This is a genomic window from Brachybacterium sp. AOP24-D1-21 (assembly GCF_052378665.1).
Taxonomy (GTDB): Bacteria; Actinomycetota; Actinomycetes; order Actinomycetales; family Dermabacteraceae; genus Brachybacterium.
Genome location: NZ_JBQSXX010000001.1, coordinates 991991 through 1017021 on the forward strand (window position 1 = coordinate 991991; position 25031 = coordinate 1017021).

The 25031-nt window shown below is 69.9% G+C and carries 22 protein-coding genes and 1 tRNA gene; 15 read left to right on the forward strand and 8 right to left on the reverse strand.

What is annotated here, in order from left to right; all coding sequences use genetic code 11:
* Window positions 1–4: 4 nt before the first annotated feature.
* The 5 genes from tyrS (at window position 5) to ACT3UF_RS04490 (ending at window position 6197) form a co-directional block, all read left to right on the forward strand.
* Window positions 5–1264, forward strand: coding sequence for a tyrosine--tRNA ligase (gene tyrS / locus ACT3UF_RS04470; RefSeq protein WP_441445771.1), 1260 nt, complete (start codon window positions 5–7; stop codon window positions 1262–1264).
* A 141-nt stretch (window positions 1265–1405) separates the two neighbouring features.
* Window positions 1406–1493 (forward strand) — tRNA-Ser (locus tag ACT3UF_RS04475).
* 307 nt (window positions 1494–1800) lie between these two features.
* The gene (locus tag ACT3UF_RS04480) at window positions 1801–3123 is read left to right on the forward strand and encodes a hypothetical protein (protein WP_441445770.1); all 1323 of its coding nucleotides are present in this window, start codon (window positions 1801–1803) and stop codon (window positions 3121–3123) included.
* 628 nt (window positions 3124–3751) lie between these two features.
* Complete coding sequence (locus ACT3UF_RS04485) at window positions 3752–4729, forward strand: hypothetical protein (RefSeq protein ID WP_441445769.1); 978 nt, start codon at window positions 3752–3754, stop codon at window positions 4727–4729.
* 31 nt (window positions 4730–4760) lie between these two features.
* Window positions 4761–6197, forward strand: a complete 1437-nt coding sequence (locus ACT3UF_RS04490) for a hypothetical protein (RefSeq protein ID WP_441445768.1) — start codon at window positions 4761–4763, stop codon at window positions 6195–6197.
* Window positions 6198–6224: 27 nt separating this feature from the next.
* On the opposite strand, the gene ACT3UF_RS04495 is transcribed toward ACT3UF_RS04490, so the two are convergent.
* Window positions 6225–7289, reverse strand: coding sequence for an Rv2578c family radical SAM protein (locus ACT3UF_RS04495; protein ID WP_442331962.1), 1065 nt, complete (start codon window positions 7287–7289; stop codon window positions 6225–6227).
* Window positions 7290–7354: 65 nt separating this feature from the next.
* Between ACT3UF_RS04495 and ACT3UF_RS04500 the strand changes: the two genes are divergently transcribed.
* Genes ACT3UF_RS04500 through ACT3UF_RS04515 form a run of 4 tightly spaced genes read left to right on the forward strand, consistent with a single transcriptional unit; the run spans window position 7355 to window position 10195 of the window.
* Window positions 7355–7870, forward strand: a complete 516-nt coding sequence (locus ACT3UF_RS04500) for an OsmC family protein (protein WP_444592527.1) — start codon at window positions 7355–7357, stop codon at window positions 7868–7870.
* A gap of 54 nt (window positions 7871–7924) precedes the next feature.
* A complete protein-coding gene (locus ACT3UF_RS04505) occupies window positions 7925–8656 on the forward strand; it encodes a methionine ABC transporter ATP-binding protein (RefSeq protein ID WP_441445765.1) in 732 nt (243 codons plus the stop codon).
* Complete coding sequence (locus ACT3UF_RS04510; RefSeq protein WP_441445764.1) at window positions 8653–9330, forward strand: methionine ABC transporter permease; 678 nt, start codon at window positions 8653–8655, stop codon at window positions 9328–9330. The genes ACT3UF_RS04505 and ACT3UF_RS04510 overlap by 4 nt, the downstream gene beginning before the upstream one ends.
* A 28-nt stretch (window positions 9331–9358) precedes the next feature.
* Window positions 9359–10195 (forward strand): MetQ/NlpA family ABC transporter substrate-binding protein, encoded by an 837-nt coding sequence (locus tag ACT3UF_RS04515; protein ID WP_441445763.1) that lies wholly within the window; start codon window positions 9359–9361, stop codon window positions 10193–10195.
* A gap of 246 nt (window positions 10196–10441) precedes the next feature.
* Here the strand turns inward: ACT3UF_RS04515 and ACT3UF_RS04520 are convergent, their stop codons facing one another.
* Both ACT3UF_RS04520 and ACT3UF_RS04525 read right to left on the reverse strand, forming a co-directional pair.
* A complete protein-coding gene (locus tag ACT3UF_RS04520) occupies window positions 10442–11266 on the reverse strand; it encodes a tyrosine-protein phosphatase (protein WP_441446185.1) in 825 nt (274 codons plus the stop codon).
* A gap of 62 nt (window positions 11267–11328) precedes the next feature.
* Window positions 11329–13407: an alpha/beta fold hydrolase gene (locus tag ACT3UF_RS04525; RefSeq protein WP_441446184.1), complete on the reverse strand. Its 2079-nt coding sequence runs from the start codon at window positions 13405–13407 to the stop codon at window positions 11329–11331.
* Window positions 13408–13662: 255 nt separating this feature from the next.
* Between ACT3UF_RS04525 and ACT3UF_RS04530 the strand changes: the two genes are divergently transcribed.
* Window positions 13663–14820: an LLM class flavin-dependent oxidoreductase gene (locus tag ACT3UF_RS04530; RefSeq protein ID WP_444608104.1), complete on the forward strand. Its 1158-nt coding sequence runs from the start codon at window positions 13663–13665 to the stop codon at window positions 14818–14820.
* A 37-nt stretch (window positions 14821–14857) separates the two neighbouring features.
* Entirely contained in the window at window positions 14858–15571 is a 714-nt protein-coding gene (locus ACT3UF_RS04535; RefSeq protein ID WP_444608105.1) for a CE1759 family FMN reductase, read from the forward strand.
* An 11-nt stretch (window positions 15572–15582) separates the two neighbouring features.
* On the opposite strand, the gene ACT3UF_RS04540 is transcribed toward ACT3UF_RS04535, so the two are convergent.
* Window positions 15583–16185 (reverse strand): hypothetical protein, encoded by a 603-nt coding sequence (locus tag ACT3UF_RS04540; protein ID WP_444608106.1) that lies wholly within the window; start codon window positions 16183–16185, stop codon window positions 15583–15585.
* Between the two features lie 239 nt (window positions 16186–16424).
* Here ACT3UF_RS04540 and ACT3UF_RS04545 point away from each other — a divergent pair, with 239 nt between their 5' ends.
* The 3 genes from ACT3UF_RS04545 to ACT3UF_RS04555 all read left to right on the forward strand — a co-directional run bounded on the left by ACT3UF_RS04545 (window position 16425) and on the right by ACT3UF_RS04555 (window position 19417).
* Complete coding sequence (locus ACT3UF_RS04545) at window positions 16425–17207, forward strand: sugar phosphate isomerase/epimerase family protein (protein ID WP_444608107.1); 783 nt, start codon at window positions 16425–16427, stop codon at window positions 17205–17207.
* Window positions 17204–18196: a hydroxyacid dehydrogenase gene (locus ACT3UF_RS04550; RefSeq protein WP_441445935.1), complete on the forward strand. Its 993-nt coding sequence runs from the start codon at window positions 17204–17206 to the stop codon at window positions 18194–18196. Before ACT3UF_RS04545 ends, ACT3UF_RS04550 begins: the two co-directional genes overlap by 4 nt.
* 156 nt (window positions 18197–18352) lie before the next feature.
* The gene (locus tag ACT3UF_RS04555; RefSeq protein ID WP_441445936.1) at window positions 18353–19417 is read left to right on the forward strand and encodes a LacI family DNA-binding transcriptional regulator; all 1065 of its coding nucleotides are present in this window, start codon (window positions 18353–18355) and stop codon (window positions 19415–19417) included.
* A gap of 146 nt (window positions 19418–19563) precedes the next feature.
* Here the strand turns inward: ACT3UF_RS04555 and ACT3UF_RS04560 are convergent, their stop codons facing one another.
* The 4 genes from ACT3UF_RS04560 to ACT3UF_RS04575 all read right to left on the reverse strand — a co-directional run bounded on the left by ACT3UF_RS04560 (window position 19564) and on the right by ACT3UF_RS04575 (window position 23577).
* Window positions 19564–20271, reverse strand: coding sequence for a hypothetical protein (locus ACT3UF_RS04560; protein WP_444502521.1), 708 nt, complete (start codon window positions 20269–20271; stop codon window positions 19564–19566).
* An 86-nt stretch (window positions 20272–20357) separates the two neighbouring features.
* Window positions 20358–21263: a carbohydrate ABC transporter permease gene (locus ACT3UF_RS04565; protein WP_441445938.1), complete on the reverse strand. Its 906-nt coding sequence runs from the start codon at window positions 21261–21263 to the stop codon at window positions 20358–20360.
* 3 nt (window positions 21264–21266) lie between these two features.
* Window positions 21267–22217 (reverse strand): carbohydrate ABC transporter permease, encoded by a 951-nt coding sequence (locus tag ACT3UF_RS04570; protein WP_444608108.1) that lies wholly within the window; start codon window positions 22215–22217, stop codon window positions 21267–21269.
* Window positions 22218–22263: 46 nt separating this feature from the next.
* Entirely contained in the window at window positions 22264–23577 is a 1314-nt protein-coding gene (locus tag ACT3UF_RS04575) for an ABC transporter substrate-binding protein (RefSeq protein WP_441445940.1), read from the reverse strand.
* 295 nt (window positions 23578–23872) lie between these two features.
* Here ACT3UF_RS04575 and ACT3UF_RS04580 point away from each other — a divergent pair, with 295 nt between their 5' ends.
* Window positions 23873–24985 carry a substrate-binding domain-containing protein gene (locus ACT3UF_RS04580; RefSeq protein ID WP_444608109.1) on the forward strand — a complete coding sequence of 371 codons (1113 nt, stop codon included), beginning with the start codon at window positions 23873–23875 and terminating at the stop codon, window positions 24983–24985.
* Window positions 24986–25031: the final 46 nt, after the last annotated feature.

The following is a 25031-nucleotide window of genomic DNA, read 5'->3' on the forward strand; positions in this document are numbered from 1 at the left end:
CTCCATGACCATCGCCCCGACCCCGCCGCACAGCTCCCCCGAGGAGATCCTCGCCGAGCTGGAGCGCACCACGGACCAGATCATCGGCCGCGAGGACCTGCTGACTCGGCTGCGCGAGGGGCGGCCCCTGCGCGTCAAGTTCGGCGTCGACCTCACCGCCCCGGACCTCCACCTCGGCCACGCGGTGAACCTGTGGATGATGCGCACCCTCCAGGACCATGGCCACACCGTGATCTTCCTGCTCGGGGACACCACCAGCCGCATCGGCGATCCGACCGGCCGCAGTGCCTCACGCCCAGTGCTCACCGAGCAGCAGCTCCTCGACAACGCCACCTCGTTCCTCGATCAGGTGACCCGGGTGCTGCGTTCCGAGCCCGAGCTGCTGCAGATCCGTCGGAACTCCGAATGGTTCGACGAGATGGGGGTCGCCGGGCTGCTGTCCGAGCTCAGCCTGATCACGCACGCCCACCTGATCTCCCGCGACATGTTCCGCTCACGGATCACCGCCGGAACAGAGATCGCGATGCATGAGCTGATCTACCCGGTGCTGCAGGGCTTCGATTCCGTCGCCTTGGAATCCGACCTGACGATCGTGGGCACCGACCAGCTGTTCAACGAGTCGATGGGACGCGAGCTGCAGGTCAAGCACGGGCAGGCACCGCAGACGATCATCACCAGCACCGTCACGCCGGGCCTCGACGGCGGGCCGAAGCAGTCGAAGTCGCTGAACAACTACGTGGGCCTGTGCGCCGCGCCGGAGGAGAAGTTCGGTCGGCTGATGACGCTGCAGGACGAGCTGGTGGGCACCTGGGCCCGCGTCTACTCCGACCTTCCCTTCGAGCGGGTGGAGGAGCTCGGCCGACGGGCGGGTTCCGGAGGCGCTGCGGCCCGGGATGCGAAGCTCGATCTGGCCGAGGCGATCGTCGCCCGGCACGATGGCGCCCCCGCGGCGAGTCGCAGCCGTGAGGAGTTCCTCCGTGTCTTCTCCGCACGGGAGCAGCCCCGCGAGATGGCCCCGCTCGCGCTGAGCCGCACGACGATGACCGCACTCGACCTGGTGACGACGGCGCGCCCCGAGCTCTCCCGCAGCGAGGCACGGCGCCTCCTGGCCGGTGGCGGGGTCGAGCTGGAGGGGCGCCGCTTCTCAGATCCGGAGGAGCTCCTGACTCTCTCGTCCTCTTGGGTCCTGCGCGCAGGGAGGAGGCGCTGGTTCCGGCTCGAGATCGCTGAACCATCGGAGCGTGGCGGAGGCGCGCCTGCCTGAGACGCGGTCGCGCCCGGGCATCGCCGGTGCGCGAGCGCGCGCCGCTGCCCGTTCGCCCAGGCCCCGAATGTGACCTGCGTCGGTCCGGTTCGCACCACCCTGGGGTGTCAGGTACGCTATCCACTGCTCTTATAGAGCGCTGGAGGATTCGCCTAGCGGCCTATGGCGCACGCCTGGAACGCGTGTTGGGTTAACGCCCTCGGGGGTTCAAATCCCCCATCCTCCGCCAGCTGAAATAGCCTCTGACCTGCGACTTGATCGCATGTCAGGGGCTATTTCCATGTCCGGGCACGGTACGGCATGAGCAGCGCAGTCCAGGGTGCGGAGCCAGGCGCCCGCGGCGTCGCGCACTCGTGACCGCATCGGAACCTCGCCCTCGATCGGCCGCGTCCATGCACGTCAGCGGGATGGGGTGCGCCGACGGTCCGCGCCCACGACAGCTCCGCACGCATCCCTCGGCTATCCCGTTCTCCTTCCGTGCGGCCTGCGCGGATATCCTTCGCCCAGCAAAGGCTGACAAAAGCGAGGGGGAGCTGATGTCGAACGCAGGATGGGGTGGTCCCGGCAACGGGCCGCGGGGCGAGGCATGGCAGAACGGGGTTCCTCAGGGAGGAGCACCGCAGGGCAGCCAGCCGCAGTCCGGCGCCGGGCAGACCGCCGGGCCGCACGGCGCTCCGTCTCCTGCCCCCTGGCAGTCACCGCCAGCGGTCCCGCCGTCCGGCTCCCCGTCGATGCATCCGATGGGGTCCCCGAACGTCGGCGGACCCCCGGGCCCCGGCTACGGCTCTCCCGCGCACCCCGGGCATGGCGGGTCCGGTCCCGGCGGTCCGCAGGGCCCGGGTGGCCCCGGTGGCCCCGGTGGCCCCGGTGGCCCCGGCCAGCAGCCTCCCCGGAACCGGCCGTGGGCGCTGATCACCGTCGCGCTGGGCTGCGTGCTGGCGATGGTGCTCGTGGTCGGCGGCGGCCTCACCTACCTCGTGCTCAGCCGCACCGGGGACCACACCGCGATCGCCACCGACGCCCCCTCGGATCCGGTCACCTCCGGGGAGACGGAGTCGCCGACGCCTGCGGAGACGAGCACCCCCTTCGAGGTGGTCGTGCCCTATGACCCGCCGACCGGCACCGTCGATGAGCTGTGGCAGGTCATGTCGGACAACCCACTGACCGAGGGCACGTTGCCCGCTCTGCCCACCTGCGATCTGCCAGCGACTCCGCTGGAGCCGAGCGTCGAGGAGCTGCAGGCCGTGCTGAACGCCGCCTCGCTCTGCCTGAACCAGCAATGGGCCACGGCGAGCTCGGACCGTGATCTGCCGTGGGTGAGCCCGAAGATCGTCGTGTACACGCACCCGGATGTGCCTGCGGATGCCACCTGCGACACTCAGTTCTCCGCGGATGCTCCCCGCATGTGCAACCTGGACTCCACGATCTACTGGCCCGTCGGGTTCGGGACCGCATCGGACCTCACCAATCCGGCGAACGTCCCTGGTGCCTACCTCTGGGACCTCGCCTTCGTCTATACGAACACCGCGTATTGGAACAGCTCGCTGACGATCTACTACGGGACCATCCGCACCGAGCTCGAGACCAGCGACCCGGAGCGCTTCGACGAGACCTGGCGGCGCCTCACCCTGCAGCGGCTGTGCCTCGCCTCCGCGGCATCGATGCAGTTCCCGACCAGCGCCGAGCCCTCTCCAGCGGTTCGAGAGATGCTCACCGACCCCGCCTACTTGACCGAGGGGGAGCCTCCGCGGAACATCAGCACCGAAAACCGGTCCCTGTGGATCGACCGCGGGTTCACCTCCGAGGGCGACATCTCCGTCTGCAATACGTGGGTGGCCGATCTCGAGCAGGTGACCTGACAGCGGCATCCATCGGCGCAGCCCTGGTGGCGAGGACGAAGTCCGATGCGAAGGGCGGGAGCCATCCCCGCCCATCGCGCGGCCTGCGCGGATATCCTGCCGGGAACAATGACGTGACGGAAGCGAGGGGGAGCTGATGTCCAGCGCAGGATGGGGCGGTTCCAGCAGCGGCCCGCAGGGGCCCGATCAGCACAGACCGGGCCACCAGGGTGTGAACCAGCCGGCCCCGAACCCGCAGGGCGGCTGGCAGCAGCCTCCTTCCCAGCAGCCTCCTTCCCCTGAAGGTTCCGGCCCTCAGAATCCCCACTACGGTCCTCCCGCGCAGAGTGGCCAGCCGGGCGGTCAGCACAGCGGTCAGCAGGGCGGTCAGCAGGGGGGTCAGCACGGCGCTCCTGCACCGGGCCCCTGGCAGTCGCTCCCGCCTTCCCCGCAGTTCGCGCCCCCCGCAGCGGGTCCTCCGGGCTACGGCGGACCGGGGCAGAACGGACCCGCCGTCCCCAGCTATGGCGGCCCTTCCGGCCCCGCCGGCCCCCATGGTCCGACGGGCCCGCACGGCCCGACGGGCCCGCACGGCCCTGGCGGCTTCGGCCAGCAGCCGCCGCGGAAGCGGCCCTGGGCTCTGATCACTGTGGCCCTGGGCTGCGTCCTGGCGATGGTGCTCGTGGTCGGTGGCGGGATCACCTACCTCGTGCTCAGTCGAGGAGGGGACGACACCACGATCGCCTCCGACCCTCCGCCCGAGACCGAGCCCGTGACCGATCCGGAGACGGATCCGGACTCCGAGTCCCCGAGCGAGGTCACCACTCCCCCCGAGGAGGAAGGTTCCGGGTTCGAGGTCGTCTCGCCGATCGACCTGCCGCCGGGCGATGTCGACGACATGCGGGCAGTCCTGGAAGACAACCCGCTGGTCCACGGCAAGCTGCCGTCGATCACCACGTGCGAGCTCCCCGAGACTCCCATCTCCCCGACTCCCGAGCAGCTGCAGGCTGTGCTGGATGCGTCCTCCACCTGCTTGAACCAGATCTGGGGCACGGCGAGCTCGGACCGTGGGCTGCCCTGGTCAGGTCCCACTGTCGTGGTCTACACCTACCCGGACATCCCCGCGGATTCCGCGTGCGATTCGAGCTTCGAGGAGGACTTCCCTCGGATGTGCAACCTCGACAACACGGTCTACTGGCCCATCGGCTACGGCACCGCGCTCGACTTCCCCGATGCGGCGGACGTCCCGGGGGCCTACCTGTGGGATCTCGCCTTCATCTATCAGAACGCTGTGGGCTGGCAGAGCTCGATGTCCATCTACTACGGCACCATGCGGGACATGCTCGAGGACGGCACCGACGAGGAGCTCTTGAACGAGTCCTGGCGGCGCTACAGCCTGCAGATGCAGTGCGTGTCCTCCGCGGTCGCCATGCAGGTTCCGTCCGCGGCCGAGCCCACCCCGGCGCTGCGCGAAGCCCTCACCGATCCTGAGAGCTGGATCGAGGGAGAGCCCCCGTACAACATCTCGTCCGAGAACCGTGCGAAGTGGCTGGAGATCGGCTTCAACTCCGGCGGCGACCTCTCTGCCTGCAACACCTGGCTGGTCGATGCTGAACAGGTGAGCTGAGCCCGGGCGCGAGTCCGGCGGCAGGAGGACGATGAACAGCAGGGCCGACGGGGTCGACCCCTCCGGCGACGCCGACGCGACATCGGACGACGAGGACACGGTGCTGCGTCCGGCCCTCGACGAAGACACGGTGCTGCGATCAGCCCCCGATGAGGGCACCGTGCACCGCCCGCTTCTCGACGACGCCCCGACCGTGCAGTGGCCCGCCGGTCCCGGCTCCGGTGCAGCGGCGGGACCGGCGCCGTTGTTGTCGTCGTCGTCCGATTTCATCGATCGCGCACCCTTTGGTCGAGCCATCGTCCCCGATCACGCGCCGATCCAGCGCTTCGACCAGCGCCCCCGATTCGAGCCTCCGCCGTCGGCCCCTCCGGCTGCCTCACCGGCAGCCCCGCGGTCGGCCCCACCGGCGCCCACCCCGTCGGCCGCTGCCCAGCCCTCGCCCGGCGCACCCTCGCCACTGCGGCCACTACCGGCGCCACCGCCACCGCAGCCTCCGCCCGGGATCGACGCCACCACCGGGCCCAAGCCCCGCGGGCTGCTGATCCCGGCGATCGCCTTCGGCTGCGCGATGCTCCTGCTGCTGGGGATCGGCGGCGGGCTCACCGCGCTGTGGCTCACCGACCACGACGACGCCACGGCCCCCATGGCCCAAGACCCTCTGATGAACACCCCCGATGTCGACCCCGGGGTGTGGGCACCGCTCACGGAGGAGCAGGTCCCCGCCGGCAGTCCCGAGGAGCTCCAGCAGGTTCTCGCCGAGAATCCGCTGCTCGAGGCGCGGCTGCCGATCCCCGCGCAATGCGTCCTGCCGCCGGCCGCGGGAGGGATGCTGCCGGCCGAGGAGCTGCCGGGCTATCTCGAGGCGGGCGCGGGCTGCCTGGAGACGGTCTGGGCCGACGCCCTCGAGCCCGTGGGCATCGCCTTCGAGGCCCCGGACGTGGTCGTCTACACGATGGACACACTGCCGACGGACTCCGCCTGCCAGACCGCGAACTTCACCAAGACCGCCCCGGTGGTCTGCCATGACGACAACACCCTCTACTGGCCGGCCGCCTGGGATCCGGGGTTCTCGAACACCTCGGCCACGGAGGCTCCCAGCCTGTACATGTGGCACCTGGCGTACTCGTACACGATGTTCGCGCTGGCCGCAGCCGATCTGGACGCCTACTACGGCGCGCTGCTGCTCGAGCTGGCCGACGCCCCGGAGCAGGCCGACGAGGTCCAGCGCCGGTACGCACTGCAGGTCTCCTGCCTCTCCTCGGCCGCGGCCTTCCAGCTGCCGCAGGGTATCCGCCCGGCCGAGCGGGTCGAGGATTTCGTGACCTCCGTCGAGGCGCAGGGTGAGCCTGTCACCGCGGGTGATCCCGCCCAAGAGTCGCGTGCCGCCTGGGTGGGCACCGGACGGGACAGCCGCGGGTCCCTCGGCGAGTGCTCGACCTGGTCGGCAGGCGCCGACGCTGTGGCCTGACCCTCACCCGGCATTTCTATGGCCAGCTCAGAACAGCGCCGGCTGCAGCGCCAGATCCAGTGCCGAGGGCGCGGTGCGGATCCGACGTGCGGCGTCGGCCGCGTAGCGTCGCTGCTCGGGCTGGTCCTCGTCCTCGCGGGAGTCCAGGCCGTGACGCCTCAGCAGCGGCCGAAGCCGCTGGGCGAGGTGCTTGCGGTACGCCGCCGGGGCGTAGGACGCGGTGCCGTAGAAGCGTCGGTACCCGGTGGCGAGCTCCGGGTGCTCCCGCTGGATCCACTCGAGGAACCACTCCTTCGCCCCCGGGCGCAGGTGCAGCGCGCCGAAGATGACGTGCGCGGCGCCGGCGCCGGCGATCTGGGCGAGGGCGTCGTCGAGCTGGGCGTCGGAATCCGTCAGCCACGGCATGATCGGCATGAGGAACACGGTGACTCGGAAGCCGGCGTCGGCCGCGGCGCGCACCGTCGCCAACCGCGCCGCAGTGGTGGGCGTGCCGGGCTCGACGGCCTTCTGCAGCGCGTCGTCGAACACGGCGATCGACATCGAGAGGTCCACCGGGACCCGCTCGGCGGCTGTCACCAGCTGCGGCAGGTCGCGGCGCAGCAGCGTGCCCTTGGTGAGGATCGACAGCGGGGTGCCGGAGTCCGCCAGGGCATCGATGATGCCGGGCATCAGCCGGTACCGCCCCTCGGCCCGCTGGTAGGGATCGGTGTTGGTGCCCAGTGCCACCAGGTCCCACCGCCAGGAGCGCTTCGCGAGTTCGGCTCGCAGCACCTCGGCGGTGTTGACCTTGACGATCACTTGTTGATCGAAGTCGGCGCCCGCATCGAGGTCGAGGTAGCGGTGGCTGCTGCGGGCGAAGCAGTAGACACAGGCGTGCGAGCAGCCGCGGTAGGGGTTCACCGTCCACTCGAAGGGCATCGAGCTCGCGGCGGGCACGCGATTCAGCGCGGACTTCGCGGTGACCTCGTGGAAGGTGACGCCCTGGAAGTCGGGGGTGGTCACGCTGCGCACGAGGCCCGACAGGCCCAGCAGCGCCGGGGACCGCTGCTGCTCGCCGGGCTCTTGGCCAATCTCCTGCCCACTCCATCGCATACCGCACAGTCGAACACGTGTTCGAGCTGGCGTCAAGGATCGATGGCACCGCTTAGCCTGGATCGATGGTGACCGACCCCGCTCCCCCAGCCGCTTCCGACCCGCAGACCGGCGCGTCTCCGAAGCCCGACCCCGCGCTGTACACCGCCCGGGTCGAGAACAGCGGAGGCACCTCTGGCCGGGTGCAGATCCGCGGAGCCTCCGCCATTGCGCTCGAGGCTCTGGCCGACGCCCCGGACGGGGCGGTCGCGCTGCCGACGGGTGGGCCGACGCCCACAGCGAAGGGGTTCAACCCCGAGCAGTTCCTGGCGATGGCCTGGAGCACGTGCCTCGGGGAGACGCTGCGGGTGGTGATGAACGCCCAGGGGCTCGAGCATCCCAGCCAGGTGAGCGTCGAGGTGGGGCTGCACCCCGACCCAGCCGGCGGCTACCGCTTCATACCCCGCGCCCTGGTGAGCATCCCGGGACTGGACCCGGACCAGGCCCAGCGACTGGTCGACGCCGCGCATGCCCGCTGCCCCGTCTCCAAGCTCCTGCGCGGGCAGGGCGTGCCGGTCGTCGAGCTGATAGTTCAACACTGAACGTGATGCAGCACATAACCTTCTGACCTGCATGGTCGGTAGGCTGGGCCGACGATGATCGAGCTGCGGAATGTCACCAAGAGCTTCCCCCAGGGACGCTCCACGGCGACCGCGCTGAACGACGTCACCCTCACCATCGAAGACCGCGAGATGTTCGGCATCGTCGGCGAATCCGGCTCGGGCAAATCGACGCTGCTGCGGCTGATCAACCACCTCGAGGCCCCTTCTTCCGGAACCGTGCTGGTGGACGGGGAGGACCTCGGCGCCCTGTCCCCACGCGAGCTGCGGAAGCGCCGGCGCGGCATCGGCATGGTGTTCCAGCAGTTCAACCTGCTGGGCAACTCGACCGTCTTCGACAACGTGGCCCGACCGCTGCGGCTGCAGCGCCGCCGTGAGCGCGACACTGTGATGCAGATGCTCGAGTTCGTGAAGATGGCCGATCATCACCGCAAGCACCCCAGCCAGCTCTCCGGCGGCGAGAAGCAGCGCGTGGCGATCGCCCGGGCGCTGTCCACCCAGCCGGGGATCCTGCTGTGCGACGAGCCCACCTCGGCCCTGGACTCAGGGACCACCGAGGAGGTCATGGCCATCCTGCGTGATGTTCGCGACCGTTTCGGCACCACGATCGTGCTGGTCAGCCACGAGCTGGACGTCATCAAGTCCTCGTGCGACCGGGCTGCGGTGCTCGAGCAGGGCCGTCTCGCCGCTCTCACCGAGGTGACCCCGCCACCCCTGCAGGAACGGTTCGACTCCTACGCCGAGCGTGCCCGGGAGTTCCTGGGATGAGCGATCTGCTGGCACGCCTCGGCGAGTACCGCGGAGAGATCGTCCTCTCGATCCTCGAGACCGGGATCATGATGGTCAACTCCATGGTCGCGGCGGTGCTCGTGGGCCTCCCGATCGGGACCCTGCTCTACCTCGCCCGGCCCGACGGGCCCTACCCCCGGCTCTGGCTGCACCGACTGCTGAACGCCTATGTCAACGTGGTGCGCTCGGTGCCCTTCCTCCTGTTCGTGGTGGCGCTGATCCCGTTCACCCGCTGGCTGGTGGGGACGTCCTTCGGTACCACGGCGGCGTCGGTGCCGCTGGCCTTCGTCGCCGCCGCGCTCTACGCCCGCTTCTCCGAGCAGACCCTGCTGGATGTGCCCGAGCAGACCGTGGAGCTGGCCCGTTCGCTGGGCGCCGGGCCGCTGCAGCTGATCAGCCTGTTCCTGTTCCCCGAAGCCCGCTCCGGCCTGGTGCTGAGCCTGACCACGGTGACGATCTCGATGGTCAGCTACTCCACCATCATGGGCGTCGTCGGCGGCGGCGGCGTGGGCGACTTCGCGATCCGGTACGGCTACCAGACCTACGAATACGACCTGATGTACACGACGATCCTCATAATGGTCGTGTGCGTGATGGTCATCCAGGGAGCGGGCACCCTGCTTGCCCGCATCATCGACAAGCGGGCGCGCTGAGCGCCTCCTGACCAGGAACGAGACCCCCATGACGCGACACCTGTTCAACCGCCGCAGCTTCGCCCTGACCGCCCTTGCCGGGACCACCGCCCTGGCCCTTGCCGCATGCGGGGCAGGCGAGTCCGGCGGCGGCGAGGAGGACAAGGTCATCAAGGTGGCCTCCCACCTGCCGCCGATGACCGACGTGGTCACCCTCGCCGGCGAGGCCGCCGCCGAGGAGGGGTACACGATCGAGCTGGTGCAGGTCAGCGACAACGTCCAGTACAACCGGCTGCTGGCCGACGGCGAGGTCGATGCGAACTTCGCCCAGCACGAGCCGTACATGCAGGCGTTCAACGAGGCCCATGGCGCGAATCTGGTGCTGCTGGACGGGATCTACGACGCGAAGGTCGGCTTCTACGCCAAAGCCTTCGACGACATCGAGCAGCTCCCCGAGGGCGCGAAGGTCGCGATCCCCAACGATGCCTCCAACGAGGGCCGCGCGCTCGCGATCCTCGCAGGGCAGGAGCTGATCACCCTGCCCGAGGGCACCGGCTTCGAGGGCCGCGTGGGCGAGATCGTGGACAACCCCCTGTCCCTCGAGTTCGTGCAGATCGACCTGCTGAACCTCCCCTCCGCCTACGACGAGGAGGGCATGGCGCTGGTCTACAGCTACCCCTCCTACATCGAGAAGGTGGGCCTGACCCCGGCCGATGCGCTCCTGCTCGAGGAGCTCGTGGACCAGCGATTCACCATCTCCCTGATCGCACGCGAGGACAACCAGGACTCCGAGAAGATCCAGGTGCTGCGCCGGGCGATGACCAGCGACGCAGTGCGCAGCTTCCTCGAGGAGGAGCACAGCGCCACCCTGCTGCCCGCCTTCTGAACTGCCCGCGTCCTGAGAGGCGCGCAGCAGAGGGCCGCGCCCCGCGTTACTCGTCAGTACCCGCTCTGAACTGTCGCATCAGCCACGCCGTCACGACAGTTCGGAGGGGATACCCATGAGTAGCTGACGGAACGTCCGGCATGGGCTCGCCTCGCTCAGGGCTCAGGGCTCAGGGCTCAGGGCTCAGGGCTCAGGGCTCAGGGCTCAGGGCTCAGGGCTCAGGGCTCAGGGCTCAGGTTTCAGGACTCAGGTGTCGTCGCGCAGTCGCGAGCGCAGCAGGGCGAGCTCCTCCTCGCTCAGACCGCCCGAGCGGAGATATGCCGCCGCGCCGCCGCGGGCGTCCACCTCGGCGAGCGCAGCCTCGATCGCAGAGGCCGGGGTGGAGACCATGAGCTGCTCGATCTCCGGCAGCGGCGGGATACCGGCCCGGCGCATGCCCTCGAGCATGCGGTCCGCCCAGGGTCCGGTGAGCTCGGACTGGCTGCGGGTGTAGTCGGCGATGATGGCCTCGCGCTCGACCCCGGCGGCCGCGAGCAGGAGCGCGATCGCGATGCCGGTGCGATCCTTGCCCGCGGTGCAGTGCAGGAGCACGGCCCCGTGCGGCGAGCCCGAGGCCCCGGGGGCCGCGACCGTGCGAGCACAGTCTGCGAACACCGCTGCTCCGTGCGCGAGCATCGAGGTGTAGAGCGCGGCGAGGGTGGGGATCTGCGCGCGGAGCTCCTCGCGCAGCTCCGCGCTGGGCTCCGGGCTGGACCCGGCCTGCTCTGACAGCTGCGCCATCGCGGCCACAGACCCTTCCGCCATCTGCGCGATCGCACCCTCGAGGAGGGGGCGCTCCAGGACGCGGATCTCCCCCGAGGACGGCAGCCGGTTCGGCGCCGCCGCCCGCTCCTGCGGCGTGCGGAGGTCGACCACGCACCCGACGCGTTCGAGCAGGGCGACGCCCTCATCGGTGAGCGTGGCCAGGGCATCGGAGCGCAGCAACACGCCGGCGCGCACGGTGCCACCGCCGACGAGCGGCAGCCCGCCCACGTCCCGCGCGTTGAACGCCCCGGGGAACATGCTGGTCATCGCGTCGCCTCACCTCCCCTTCTCGGCAGATCTCCTGCCGCTCGTTCCTCGCAGCACGTCGATCAGCCAAGCGTCGCGGGGCGCTGCCAGGCCTCGCCGCGCACGTGCTCATCGAGGAAGCCGAGGAAGGTCTCGTACCAGACCTGCGCGTTGCCGCGGCCCTGGATCCAGTGGCCCTCGTCGGGGAAGTACAGGTAGCGGTGCTGGGTGCGGCCCTCGGCGTCCCGTGGTGTGGCCGAGAACTCGTGCAGGTCGTACCAGAGGGCGTGGCCCTGAGCGATCGGGACCCGGTAGTCCTTGTCCCCATGGATCACGAGCATCGGTGCGACGATCTCGCCCACGAAATTCTTGGGGTTGTACAGGGCGTTCTGCTCCCGCATCGGGCGCTCCCAGCCGGAGTTGTCGGTGGTGTGGCCCATCGTGTCGGTGTCCCACAGGGAGGCGTGGGTGACGATGCAGCGGAAGCGGTCGCCGGTGTGCCCGGCCACCCAGTTGGCCATGTAGCCGCCGTAGGAGCCGCCGGCGAAGGCGGTGCGCTCGGAGTCGATGTCATCCCGCGCCACGGTGACGTCGGTCAGCGCCATGATGTCGGTGTAGGGGGCGCCGCCCAACTCGTGCTGGCCGCGGTCGATCATCGCCTGGCCGTAGCCGGTGGAGATCGCCGGGTCCGGCAGCAGCACCGCATATCCGGCCGCGACGAACGGGTTCGGGTTCCAGCGGTAGGTCCAGGCGTTCCAGGACCCCCACGGGCCGCCGTGGGCGAAGACGACCAGCGGGTGCGGGCCCTCCCCGTCGGGCAGGCGCAGCCAGGCGCGCAGGTCGGTGCCGTCCTCGGCGGTGGCGCTGACCTCGGTGAGGGTGCCGACGGGGTCGACGGCGTCGGCCGGGTTCGGCAGCGCGTGGACCTCCCCGGTGGCCGGGTCGATGCGCACCGGGTACGGGGCGACGGCGATCCCGGAGGCGGAGGCGATGATCGCGCCTCCTGCCACGGAGGCCGCGGAGAAGGCGAGGTCCTGCTCCGGCCCGCCCGCGAGTCGGCGTGGGGCGGGATCTGCGACCCCGCCGATCCAGACGGAGCCGCGGCCCTGGTCGTCACTGGTCGCGATCAGCGTCGTCTCGTCCAGCCAGATCGGATCCACCCAGTGGTCCAGCTCCGGCCACACTTCGGTGGAGGTGCCGGTGGCCAGATCCAGGAGCTCGACAGCGCCCGAGAGGGTCGCCTGCTGCGTCCAGGTGCGCGAGCGGCCGATGAGGGCGTGGGTGCCGGCCGGGCTGAACTCGCCGGGGTCGTACTCGACCTCCGCGGTCGCCTCGCGCAGGAGCCGCGGCGGCTGCGCGCCGATCAGGTCCAGCAGGTAGAGATCGGGCGTGCCGAGCAGGTCTCCGCGGGAGTCCTGCATCGCTGCGAGCGCCCGGGTGCCCTCGCGGTCCACCGTCCAGCCGAGCAGACGCCCGGCGGGCATCGTGACGTGGCGGAAGTGCAGCAGCTGCGTGGCCGGGGCGTCCTCCGCGGCGCCGGCGCCATCAGATGCAGCAGCTTCGTCAGCCCCGGACGCAGGCGTGGTCCCCGGTGCTGGCGTGGCCTCGGCCCAGGCGAGGTCCTCGGGCAGCGCGGCGATCGCGAGCACGGGGCGGGTGGGGCCGAGGTCGTGGTCCCAGTAGCGGGTGGGGAAGCCGGAGTGGAGCGCGGCGGTGACCTTGGCGTCCTTCCGCTTCGTGCTGAGGGCGGCGTGCTCGGTCTCGTCGGCCGCTTGTGAATGCACTTCGAGCTCGGCGATCAGGTGACCGCCAGCGGCTTTCAGGCCGCCGAAGCCGCCGGCGCGGGAGGCGAGCTCGCGGGCCTCGCCCCGCACGGGCAGCGCCCACAGCTGGGCATCGTCGGCCTCGTCACCGTCCTCGCCCACCCGCTTGGCGGTGAAGAAGGTGGTGCCGTCCTCGGCGGCGGCGATCGCCCCGATGGAGGCGCTGCCGCGGGTCAGCGGGAGGATGCGATCACCGTCGAGCTCCACGAGGGAGCTGCGATATCCGGTGCCCTTGGCGTCCGGGGCGGACATCTTGGCGAGGATCCTGCCTCCGTCGGTGGTCTCCAGGCCCGCGAGCCGGCGGGCGTCCAACAGGGCGTCGATGGTCTCTCGTGTCATGAGACGCCATCCTGCCACCGTTTGCACGCCAGGGCACGAGGAACCGCGGGCCCCGCCCTACTACCTCACCCCTCTACCCCATCCCTCTGCCCCACTCCTCTGTGCGCCTGGGGCCGGAGAGGCGACCACGGTCACCCGGTCTTGCACCCCCGAACAATCTAGTTTAATCTTGAACCATCGCCCGGGGAAGTCGTAGCAAGATGACACAAGCACACCACTCCCCGGCACCGAGACCTACCGCGAGGAGCGCCCACCATGCAGTTCGGAATCTTCACCATCGCCGACATCACCCCGGACCCCACCACGGGCAAGGTCCCCACCGAGCATGAGCGCCTGATGTCGATGGTCGAGCAGGGCAAGCTCGCCGAGCAGGTGGGCCTGGACGTCTTCGCGATCGGCGAGCACCACAACCCTCCGTTCGTGACCTCCTCCCCCACCACCACGCTGGCCTACGTCGGCGCGCAGACCGAGAAGATCATCCTCTCCACCGCGACCACACTGATCACCACCAACGACCCGGTGAAGATCGCCGAGGACTACGCGATGCTGCAGCACCTCACCGGCGGTCGCGTGGACCTCGTGATGGGGCGCGGCAACACCGGCCCGGTCTACCCCTGGTTCGGGCAGGACATCCGTAAGGGCGTCGAGATCGCGATCGAGAACTACGACCTGCTGCGTCGGCTGTGGACCGAGGATGTCGTGGACTGGGAGGGCCAGTTCCGCACCCCGCTGCAGCAGTTCACCTCCACTCCGCGCCCGCTGGACGGCGTCGCGCCCTTCGTGTGGCACGGCTCGATCCGCTCCCCGCAGATCGCCGAGCAGGCCGCCTACTACGGCGACGGATTCCTGCACAACAACATCTTCTGGCCGATGTCCCACACCAAGCAGATGGTGCAGCTGTACCGCGAGCGCTACGAGCACTACGGCCACGGCAAGGCCCACCAGGCCTATGTGGGCCTCGGCGGCCAGGCCTTCATGCGCAAGAACTCCCAGGACGCGATCAACGAGTTCCGCCCCTACTTCGACAACGCCCCGGTCTACGGCGGCGGCCCGTCGATGGAGGACTTCACCGCGCAGACCCCACTCACCGTCGGCTCCCCCGAGCAGGTCATCGAGCGCTACCTGACCATGGCGGACAACGTCGGCGACTACCAGCGCCAGATGTTCCTCATGGATCACGCCGGCCTGCCGCACAAGACCGTGATGGAGCAGATCGAGCTGCTGGGCACCGAGGTCGTGCCGGTGCTGCGCCGCCAGCTCGAAGCCCGCAAGCCCGCGGATGTCCCCGAGGCACCCACCCACGCCGCTCGCGTGGCCGCCGCCGCCGCGAAGGATGGCGCCTTCGACGACTCCTACAGGTTCGAGACCGGCGACAACTGGACGGGCCTGCGCGCCGAAGACGCCCGCAGCTGACCCCGCCCAGCCCATCGTCTCCAGAGAGGATCACCCCATGACCCGCACCTTCCGCCTCGTCGCCCTCACGGCCGGGCTCTCCACCCCGAGCTCCACCCGGATGCTCACCGATCAGCTCTCCCGCGAGGCGGCAGCGGCGCTGGGCCGCGATGGCAGCCGGGTCGAGGTGACCACCGTGGAGCTGCGCGAGCACGCCCACGACATCACCGACGCGCTGCTCACCCGCTTCCCGAACGAGCGACTGTCGATGGTGATCGAGCAGGTGCGTGTCGCAGATGCGGTCATCGCCGTCACGCCGGTGTTCAACGTCGGCCCGTCAGGGCTGTTCAAGACCTTCTTCGACGCCGTCGACATGGAGCTGTGGAAGGACAAGCCGGTGCTGCTCGGTGCGACCGCCGGCACCGCCCGCCACTCCCTCGCGATCGACTACGCGATCCGCCCGATGCTCAGCTACTTGAAGGCAGAGGTGGTGCCGACGGCGGTGTTCGCGGCCTCCGCGGACTTCGGTGCGGACACCGAGGGACAGGCCGACGGGCAGCCGCTGACCGTGCGGGTGCGTCGGGCCGCCGGCGATCTCGCGATCATGCTGCGGGCCGGCCTCGGCGACACCGCCGCGGAGGCCGACGGGGACACCGTCGAGGGCTCGACCGGTGCCGCGACCCAGCCGGCCCCGACTCCCGGCGCGAGCACCGCCCGCGATGCGGAGTTCGCCGACTTCGTACCGATGGACAGGCTGCTGGGCCGCGGCTGACGCCCCGCCGCTCAGTCCGCGGAGTCGGGCGACTGCGGCGAGTCGGCGCTCTGCGCGGAGACCGGGGAGGCCGGGGAGGCCGGGGTCTGAGCGGAGACCGGCGAGGGTGCCGACTGCACGGCCTGCTTCGGCGCCGGCGCCTTCTTCGTCGTCTGCGTCGCCCTCGAGGACTTCGGCGCGACGGGGGCCTGCTGCACCGGCGTCGAGGACCTCGGTGCCGGAGCGGCGGACTGCGCCGAGGGGGCGGAGAGCGCAGAGACAGCGGTCACCGCAGGCATCGCCGAGATCGGGGACAGCGGAGAGCCAGCGGAGCTCAGCGTCTCCACCGCCGGAACCTGCTGCGGGGAAGGCACCTGAGCGGCTGACCCGTCCGCACCGTCCAGCTCGTCCGATGCGCGCTCGATGGCCAGGTCCGCAGCGTCGGCGACGGTCTGCTCGGACGGATTCCCGACCGACGCAGGATCTCCGACCGACGCGTCGGAGCCCGCAGTGCCGATCCCGGGCCCCTCCGTGGGCATCGAGGCACCCCCGGCGACCAGGGCATAGGCCACGCCCGGCACCAGCACGGACGCGCTGGTACCCGCCACCACGGTCCAGATCGTCTTCTTCCTCATGCGTGCGCTCCTCGCTCAGCCCGCCCGCTGCCGGGCCCTCATCGTGCTCCGCAGTACATCGGCCGTGAATGAGACCGCGGACAGACCTTCATGAGAGACCTCTCATGATCGGGCGGAGGTCGGGCGGAGGAGGTTTCGAGGGCGGCGCACGCCGTGGCCACCGACCGAGCCTGACGAACGGCTAGACTCCCCAGGATGGCAATCGCTTTCCCTCAGCTCTCGTCCAACCAGGAGGGACCATGATCCGCCCCGGACTCTGCTCCGTCACCTTCCGAGACCTCGACGTCGAGACCGTCATCGGCCATGCCCAGACCGCCGGGCTCGAGTGCATTGAATGGGCCGGAGACGCCCACGTCCCACCCGGCGACGCCGCTGCGGCCCAGCGCGCCCGGGAGCTCACCGAGCAGGCGGCGCTTGCCGTGGCCTCCTACGGCTCCTACCTGCGCTTCGAAGGATCCGAGGACGAGATCCGCGCCGAGGGCGACGCGGTGATCGCCGCCGCCCGGGAGCTCGGCGCTCCCCGGATCCGGGTCTGGGCGGGTCGCACCGGCTCCGCCGACGTCCCCGCCGAGGGGCGGGCCCTGATCACCCGTCGCATCCAACAGTTCGCCGACCGCGCGGCGGAGCACGGCATCGACGTCGGCCTCGAATTCCACGGGCGCACGCTGACCGACGAGATCGGCTCGACCCTGCGTCTGCTCGAGGAGATCGATCGCGCCACCGTGCTCTCGTACTGGCAGCCCCACCAGGGGATGGCCACCCCGGAGGCGCTCGAGACGCTCCGCGAGGTGCTCCCTCGCACCTCCACGATCCACGTGTTCTCGTGGTGGCCCACGAATGAGCGCCTGCCGCTCTCCCAGCGCGCCGAGCTGTGGCGGGACGCGTTCGCGATCCTCGCTGCGGAGGGCTCCGACCGCGATGCGCTGCTCGAATTCGTCCCAGCGGATGATCCCTCCCTGCTGCGCCGTGAGGCGGACTCCCTGCGCCATCTGATCGAGGCCGGAGAGGCGGCCGCACGATGAGGGCGCTGCTGGCGATGCCCGTGAGCCTGCCGCAGCGGATGTTCGACGCCGCCCAGCTGGCGCGGCTGCGCGAGTTGGCCGAGATCGACACCGCGCGCGCCGTCCCCGACCTCGCCGACGCCCCCGATGCGGTGCTGGCGGAGGTGGAGGTGCTGATCACCGGCTGGGGCTCGCGCCCCGTCGACGCCGCGGCCCTCGCCCGCCTGCCGCGACTGCGGGCGATCGTCCACACCGCCGGGACGGTGCGTCATGTCGTCACCGATGCCGTCTGGGAGAGAGGCGATGTGGTGGTCACCTCGGCGACCGAGGTGAATGCGGTGCCGGTCGCGGAGTTCACCCTTGCCCAGATCCTGCTGGCGGGGAAGCGTTCCCTCGCTCAGGAGCACCGCTACCGGGGCGATCGTGCGCCACGCCCGGCGGCCCGTTCTGCCTCCGAGATCGGCAACTACGGCGCCGTCGTCGGCCTCATCGGCGCCTCGCGCATCGGCGTGCTGGTGGCTGAACACCTGCGACCTTTCGACCTCGAGGTGCTCATCACCGACCCCTTCGTCGATGCCGCGACCATCTCCGCGCTCGGCGCGACAAAGGTGGAGCCGGAGGAGCTGTACTCCCGCAGCGATGTGGTGAGCCTCCATGCCCCGGATGTCCCCTCCACCCAGGGCATGGTCAGCCGCGAGCTGCTCGCGCTGATGCGGGACGGCGCCACCTTCCTCAACACCGCACGGCCCGCGCTGGTGGATCTGGACGCGCTGCGCGACGAGGTGGTCTCCGGGCGCCTCGCCGCGGTACTCGACGTGCACGACGACCTCGCCGATAACGACCCGCTCTGGGACGCCCCGCTGGCTGCGATCACGCCCCACATCGCCGGCTCGCAGGGCAATGAGCTGCGCCGGATGGGCGAGGCGGCACTCGAGGAGATCCGGCGTCTCGGCGCCGGGGAGCCACCGCGATATCCAGTCGACGCCTCCCGCCGGGATGTCTCCGCCTGACAGCTCCGTCTGGCACCACCCGGGGAATCTCACCATCACCATCCACAGCTGCAGACCATCGGGCGGTGTGTGGCGTCGTTATGCTTGTCCGATTCGGGGACAGCGTTTCCCAGTCCCCCTCCAGCCCATGACAGACCCTCAGCAGAAGGAGTCCAGATGCCCGCCGTGCGCCTCAGCGACGTCGCCCAGGACGCCGGGGTCTCCCTGGCCACCGCCTCTCGTGTGCTCAACGGCTCCACCCGCGTGCCGGGGAAGGCCGTCGCCGACAAGGTGAAGGCCTCCGCCGAGAAGCTCGGCTATGTCGCCAACGCCCAGGCGCAGGCGCTCGCCCGCTCCCGCTCGGGCCTGATCGGTCTGGTGGTGCACGACATCGCCGACCCCTACTTCTCGACCATCGCCCGCGAGGTCCAGCAGCAGGTGTTCGCCTCCCAGTCGCAGGTGCTGCTCACCCAGACCGACCGTGAGATCGACACCGAGATCCGGGCGCTGCGCTCCCTGCTCGCCCAGCAGGTCGATGCGCTGGTGCTGGTGGGCTCGCACCGCTACGGCACCGAGTCCGACGCCGCCATCGGCAATCTGCTCCAGGGCTTCGAGCGCAACGGCGGCAAGGTGGTGGGCCTGGGCCAGTCGCTGGGCGTGGGCCGCACCATCGTGACGGACAACGCCGCAGCGTCCCATGAGCTGGCCACTGCCCTGGTCGTCGAGGGACATCGACGGTTCGCGGTGGTCGAGGGCATCGCCGGGATCCCGTCGGCCGGGGACCGCACCGGCGGCTTCGTCGCCGCGCTCACCGAGGCCGGCATCGAGCCGGAGCTCAGCACCGCTGCGGACCTCACCCGCGACGGCGGCTATCAGCTCGCCGAACGGATCCACGACCACCTGCTCTCCTCGCCCGGCCCCGCGGACTCGCCGCTGTGCGTCTTCGCCCCGGCGGACGTCATGGCCCTCGGCGCGCTCGGCGAGCTGCGCCGCCGCGGCGTGGACGTGCCCGGGCAGGTCGCGGTCGCCGGCTTCGGCGGAGTCCCCGGGGCGGCCGACGCCAACCCGATCCTCACCACCATCGCGCTGCCGCTGGCCGAGATGGCGCGGCAGGCCGTGGAGTGGGCGCTCGAGCCGGCAGCGGCGAAGGACGCCCCTCCCGCGGACCACCCCCACGAGGTGCGTGTGCGCGGCGACGTGCTGCTGTGCGAGTCCACGGCGCTGGGTGCTGTCGCCGGCTGAGCGGCCGACCGCGTCCCGGTGACGAGACGACGAAGCTCGCCCTCGAAGCAGGTCGTGCGGTCTGTGCGCACCTGTTCAGGCCTGACGTGCTGCGCACCGCACCTCCGTGAGCATGCGCGGGAAAGGCGGGCGGGAGCCGCGGCGCATCAGGACGTGCGCAGCGCGGGCTTGATCGACCAACGCGTGTTGGCCCACACCACGTAGAGGACCAGCGAGGACGCCAGCGCCCAGCACAGGATCGGCTGCCAGATCAGCCCGAGCAGCCCGATCCCCAGGACCAGCAGGCTGAGCAGCGTGAGCGGGAAGCTCCGCAGCATGGCGTAGCCCGCCGTACGGGCGAGCACCAGGGGCCCGGCGTCCGCTCTGTCGCTGACCAGTGCGCAGACCCCGAAGGCCATCATCAGGCTGAGCAGCGCCGCGATCAGCAGTGCGGGCGCGGCCATCAGCCCCCAGCTCTGCCCGAGCACCCATTGCGCATCGACCACCAGTACCAAAGTCGCCGCCATCGGCAGGGCCGTGGAGCGCAGCACCTTCGGTGCCGTGGTGCGCAGCACCCGCAGCATCGGGCGCAGCATCTCCTGTTCGGAGCAGCCGTCCCACCAGGAGTGCGGGCCGTCCTGCGCCTCGCCGCCGGGCCCGTCGCCCGGCCCCTGGCTGACGTGGAACACCGGAGCGTCCCGGAAAACGCAGAAGCCGACGGTGATGATCGGCATCGCCAGATACAGCGCCAGGATCAGCGCCGGCGTCGCGGAGAGCGGGTTCGCTGCCAGCACGCAGAGCAGCACCAGGGGCAGCGCCCCGAGCATCAGCGCCGCGTTCAGCCGCAGCGCCCCGAACAGGAATCCCGCGATCATCGACCAGGTCTGTGCCGCATGATTGCTGGCCGGCGGTGCGTCGGGCCGCCTGGAGCCAGAGCGTCGCTGCATCGTGCGGATGCCGCTCACCCCTTGAGCCCGGAGGTCGCGATGCCCTGCACGAAGTGCTTCTGGCCGATCGCGAAGACGATCGCAATGGGCAGCACGGACAGCACGGAGCCGGTCATGATCGCGGCGTAGTCCGCGTTGTACTGGCCGATGAAGGTCTTCAGGCCGAGCTGGATCGTCCACAGGTCGGGGCTGCGCAGGTAGATCAGCGGGCCCATGTAGTCGTTCCAGGTGTTGGTGAAGGTGATGATCGCGAGCGCCGCGATCGACGGCACGGACAGCGGCAGCATGATCCGCCAGTAGATCCCGAACTCGGAGACCCCGTCGATCCGGGCTGATTCAGAGAGCTCCTCCGGGATCGTGTCGTAGAACTGCTTCATCAGGAACACTCCGAAGGCGCCGAAGGCCTGCAGCAGGATGATCGAAAGGCGGGTGTCGGAGAGTCCCATCGCGGACAGCATCTTGAACTGCGGGATCATGTACGCCTGCCACGGCACAGCGATCGTGCCGATGTAGACCAGGAAGAGGATGTCGCGGCCCGGGAAGCGGATCCTGCTGAAGCCGTAGGCGGCGAACGATCCGGTCACCACCTGCAGAGTCATCACAGCCACCGACAAGATGATGGTGTTCATCAGCCAGGTCGACATGTCCGCCTTGGTCCAGATGTCGAGGTAGTTGTGCCACTGCCACTCCTCGGGGAACCAGGTGATCGGGGCGGTGAACACCTCGTTGTTGCGTTTGAGGGAGGACAGCACCATCCAGGCGAACGGGAGCAGGACCAGCACCGAGGCGAGGCCGAGCATCACGTAGCGCAGCAGCCGCGCGAACCGGCGCAGCGGGCGGTCGGGCTTGGTGCGGAGCGGGGCCCGGTCGGCAGCTGAGGTGCCGGCGGAGGTGGGCGCCGGGGCGTCGATCGTGCTCATGGCTCACCGCTCCTTTCTGCGGTTGTAGATGAACTGGGTGATGGTCACGACCATGCACAGTCCGAAGAGGACGAGAGACACCGCCGAGGCATAGCCGAAGTCGTTCCGCTCGAAGCCCATGCGGTAGATGTACTGCGAGAGCACGAGCGTCGAGGTTCCCGGGCCGCCGTTGGTCATCACGAGGATCAGGTCGAGCACCTTGAAGCTGCCGATGGTGAGCATCACCGTGACGAAGAAGGTCGTCGGTCTCAGGCTCGGGATGGTGACGTTCCACAGGCGCTGGAGCCAGTTGGCGCCGTCCATCTTCGCTGCCTCGTGCAGCTCCGGCGGGACCGCCTGGAGCCCGGCCAGGAACAGCAGCATGTAGTAGCCGGTCTCGCGCCAGATGCTCACGACGATCACCGCCGGCATCGCCCAGGTGCTCGAGGTGAACCAGTCCGGAGGGTTCTCCAGGCCGATGAACCGCAGGAACTGGTTGATCGGCCCGAACTCCGGGGAGAACAGCATGTTCCAGACCTGCGCCACCGCGACGATCGAGGTGAAGTAGGGGAAGAAGGCGGCAGATCGGAAGTACGCGCGGCCACGCAGCTTCTGGTTGAGCAGCATCGCGAGCCCGAGCGAGAGCACGAGCGTGACCGGGATGTGCACGCCGGCGTAGTACAGCGTGTTCAGCAGCGCCGTCCAGAAGGTCTTGTCGCCGATCAACCGCCGGGCGTTGTCCAGGCCCGTGAACTGCGGCGACCCGAAGGCGGTCCACTTCGTGAAGGCGATGTAGAACAGCGCGAGCACGGGCCCCAGGGTGAGCAGCCCGAAGCCGAGGAAGTTGGGCAGGATGAAGGTCCAGCCCGAGAGGGTCCGGCGGCGTCGAATCGCGCTCTGGCGTCGGCGCTGCCCGTGGCGCTGGCCGGGTGGATCCCTCCGGTCAGCGGCAGGATCTGCGGTCAGCGTGGACATGTGTTCACCTCCCGCGGGGCGAGTCCTGCGCGCGTCGTGTCCGCCATCAGCCGACCAGGCCCTCGTTCGCGAGCTGCTCCTCGACCGCGGTCAGCGCCTCATCGACCGGCGTGGAGCCGGTGAGGATCTCCGAGTGGGTGTCCTCGAGGATGGTCTGGATGTCGTTGGTGAACTCGCCGACGGGGTTCTCGGGCCGGGTGTCGTTGTTCTGGAAGGCCGCCTTGGATCCTTCATCCTCCGGCATGCCCTCGAGGCCGAAGATCGTCTCGACCACGGCGTCGGAGAAGTACGAGGGGGTGATGCCGATTCCGGCAAGAGCCTGGGAGCATTCCTCCGAGACCACGTATTCGAGGAACGACTGGGCGGCCTCGAGCTTCTCCCCGGTCAGGGCGGCGTTGATCGCGAGGGAGGTGGGGTCGCCGAAGGTGACCGGGTTCTCCACCGTCGAGGAGTCGAGCTGCGGTACCGGTGCCAGTCCCCAGTCGAAGACGTCCGCGTCCCCGCTCTCGCGCTGGGCCAGCAGGGTGGCGATGTACCAGGAGCCCATCAGCGTCATCGCCGCCTTCTGGGTGCCGAACTGCGCCTGGTACGCGAGGGACTGGGACTGCGCGGTCGAGAAGGTCTCGGTGGAGCCTGCGTCCTGCATCGCCAGCGCGCGCTCGTAGTACGGCGCGAAGAAGCCGAGATCCCCGGAGCTGAGCTCCGCGCCCTCCGTCTGCGCGAGAGCGAATCCCTGCACGACGGACTTCCAGGTGTGGTGGTAGGTGCCCTTGGCGGGGGTGTCGGTACCCGCCAGACCCTCGGTCAGCTGCTGTGCGGCCTCGGCGTAGTCATCCCAGGTCCAGGTGCCGTCGGGGTGGGAGACGCCGGCCGCGTCGAACAGCTCCTTGTTGTAGTAGATCACCCAGGAGTCCTGCCGGTACGGCAGGGCGAAGACACCGTCGTCGACGGTGAGGTGCTCGAGGTTGATGTTCCCGTCCCCGGACAGGGACTCGGCGAGGGAGGAGACGTCGGCGAGAGCGCCGTTGCTCATGAGGTAGTGGTACGGCTGGAGGTTCTTGACCGGGAACACGTCGGGCGCGGACTCTGCGGACAGGTCGGTGGTCAGCTGGGTCTCGTAGTCGTCGGCGCTGTATTCCTTGATCACCACGACGACATCGCTGTTGACCGCCTCGAATCCTTCCTTGAGAACGGTGAACTCCGGGGTGGAGTCGATCGACCAGCCGGCCATCGTCAGCTCGATCTTGCCGTCCGCATTGCGGGCGTCGCCGCCTCCCCCTCCACAGGCGCTGAGCGCTGCGACAGGGGCGGCGACCGCGGCTGCGGCGAGCAGGGAACGGCGAGTAGGGGTGAACGTCATCGGTCTGTCCTTCCAGTGATGCCCGGGGCACCGGCTCCAACGGTGAAGTCTCCGCCTCGGGCGTGCAGGGATCGAAGGTGCTGCGGCACCGCCTCCGGCACCGCCGACCTCGGCGGGGCGCAGCGACTCTCGATCCATCAGAGCCCGCGGTGCGATCTGGCCCAGAGTCAACAGGATCACTTCTGTGCTGTCAAGCGCTTTCCTTATTCCTTATGATCCATTATGTTCTTTTATGATCACCACACCGCCGGTGTGGCACCGTGGCCCCCACAGGCGCCGAAGGAGGACTGAACCGATGAGCACTGCACTCCCGGACAGCAGACGGTTCGCGATCCTCGAGCGGGTCGCCCGCGACGGAGAGGTGCGGGTCACCACCCTCGCCGAGGACCTCGGGGTCTCCCCGATCACCGTGCGGCGTGACCTGGCCCGGCTCGCGCAGGAACAGCTCATCGAGCAGGTCCACGGTGGAGCCCGGCGCACCGCCGGGACCCCGGCGAGCCCACTCGGTGACGCCGCTGGACCCGCTGAATATGCCACCCAGGCCACCCTCGCGATCGTCGCCCCGTCCCTGCAGTACTACTGGCCCACGATCGTCAGCGGTGCCCGTCACGCCGCCTCGGAGCATGGGGCCAGGCTGCTGGTCCAGGCATCGTCCGCCAGCGCAGAGGACAACCTGGCGGTGCTCGACCAGCTCACCGCGGATCCCAGCATCGATGCCCTGATCCTCGCCCCTGACCTGCGCTCCGGTGCGGCCAGCGAGCGACTCCTCGAACGCCTGCAGGGCGTCCAGCTCCCGGTGGTCCTCGCCGAACGGAGCATGCACGCCTTCAGCGTGCACGGGCGCAGCTTCGACTCCGTGCGCACGGATCACGCCAGCGGTGCCGCCATGGCGCTCCGCCACCTCCGGGAGCTCGGGCACGAGCGCGTGACGATGCTGTGCGACCCCTTCAGCCCGACCCGGCCCCTCCTCGAGCAGGGGTTCGAGCGCGCCTCGACCGAGCTCGGATTCGATGCACGGCACACCCACACCGGCACCATCGACACCCACGGGAACTCCCCGTTCGAGGCGATTGATGCGTTCCTGGACCGGCGCCGGGAACAGGGGACGACGGCCGCACTGATCCATTCCGACGAAGCCGCCCTGCTCGTGCTCCAGCATGCTCAGCGGCGCGGCTGGTCGGTGCCCCACGACCTCTCGATCGTCTCGTATGACGACGAGCTCTCCGAGCTGGCGCATCCTCCGCTGACGGCGGTGGCCCCTCCCAAACAGGCCCTCGGTGAGCGCGCGGTGCTGCTCGCACTGGGTCGGCTGCGCCAGCCCGACTGTCCGATCGAACGGGTCGAGCTCCTCCCCTCCCTGCGCACCCGATCCTCGACCGCGGCCCCGAGACCGGCGATCGGTCGCTGACGCCTCACGTCACGGACGTCTCACCTCACTGACGTCGCACCTCACT

Bases quoted from the DNA above. Each gene is read 5' to 3' on its own strand.
- tyrS (WP_441445771.1), top strand. From the start codon at position 5: ATGACCATCGCCCCGACCCCGCCGCACAGCTCCCCCGAGGAGATCCTC.
- ACT3UF_RS04480 (WP_441445770.1), top strand. From the start codon at position 1,801: ATGTCGAACGCAGGATGGGGTGGTCCCGGCAACGGGCCGCGGGGCGAG.
- ACT3UF_RS04490 (WP_441445768.1), top strand. From the start codon at position 4,761: ATGAACAGCAGGGCCGACGGGGTCGACCCCTCCGGCGACGCCGACGCG.
- ACT3UF_RS04495 (WP_442331962.1), bottom strand. From the start codon at position 7,289: ATGCGATGGAGTGGGCAGGAGATTGGCCAAGAGCCCGGCGAGCAGCAG.
- ACT3UF_RS04500 (WP_444592527.1), top strand. From the start codon at position 7,355: ATGGTGACCGACCCCGCTCCCCCAGCCGCTTCCGACCCGCAGACCGGC.
- ACT3UF_RS04505 (WP_441445765.1), top strand. From the start codon at position 7,925: ATGATCGAGCTGCGGAATGTCACCAAGAGCTTCCCCCAGGGACGCTCC.
- ACT3UF_RS04510 (WP_441445764.1), top strand. From the start codon at position 8,653: ATGAGCGATCTGCTGGCACGCCTCGGCGAGTACCGCGGAGAGATCGTC.
- ACT3UF_RS04515 (WP_441445763.1), top strand. From the start codon at position 9,359: ATGACGCGACACCTGTTCAACCGCCGCAGCTTCGCCCTGACCGCCCTT.
- ACT3UF_RS04520 (WP_441446185.1), bottom strand. From the start codon at position 11,266: ATGACCAGCATGTTCCCCGGGGCGTTCAACGCGCGGGACGTGGGCGGG.
- ACT3UF_RS04525 (WP_441446184.1), bottom strand. From the start codon at position 13,407: ATGACACGAGAGACCATCGACGCCCTGTTGGACGCCCGCCGGCTCGCG.
- ACT3UF_RS04530 (WP_444608104.1), top strand. From the start codon at position 13,663: ATGCAGTTCGGAATCTTCACCATCGCCGACATCACCCCGGACCCCACC.
- ACT3UF_RS04535 (WP_444608105.1), top strand. From the start codon at position 14,858: ATGACCCGCACCTTCCGCCTCGTCGCCCTCACGGCCGGGCTCTCCACC.
- ACT3UF_RS04540 (WP_444608106.1), bottom strand. From the start codon at position 16,185: ATGAGGAAGAAGACGATCTGGACCGTGGTGGCGGGTACCAGCGCGTCC.
- ACT3UF_RS04545 (WP_444608107.1), top strand. From the start codon at position 16,425: ATGATCCGCCCCGGACTCTGCTCCGTCACCTTCCGAGACCTCGACGTC.
- ACT3UF_RS04550 (WP_441445935.1), top strand. From the start codon at position 17,204: ATGAGGGCGCTGCTGGCGATGCCCGTGAGCCTGCCGCAGCGGATGTTC.
- ACT3UF_RS04555 (WP_441445936.1), top strand. From the start codon at position 18,353: ATGCCCGCCGTGCGCCTCAGCGACGTCGCCCAGGACGCCGGGGTCTCC.
- ACT3UF_RS04560 (WP_444502521.1), bottom strand. From the start codon at position 20,271: ATGATCGCGGGATTCCTGTTCGGGGCGCTGCGGCTGAACGCGGCGCTG.
- ACT3UF_RS04565 (WP_441445938.1), bottom strand. From the start codon at position 21,263: ATGAGCACGATCGACGCCCCGGCGCCCACCTCCGCCGGCACCTCAGCT.
- ACT3UF_RS04570 (WP_444608108.1), bottom strand. From the start codon at position 22,217: ATGTCCACGCTGACCGCAGATCCTGCCGCTGACCGGAGGGATCCACCC.
- ACT3UF_RS04575 (WP_441445940.1), bottom strand. From the start codon at position 23,577: ATGACGTTCACCCCTACTCGCCGTTCCCTGCTCGCCGCAGCCGCGGTC.
- ACT3UF_RS04580 (WP_444608109.1), top strand. From the start codon at position 23,873: ATGAGCACTGCACTCCCGGACAGCAGACGGTTCGCGATCCTCGAGCGG.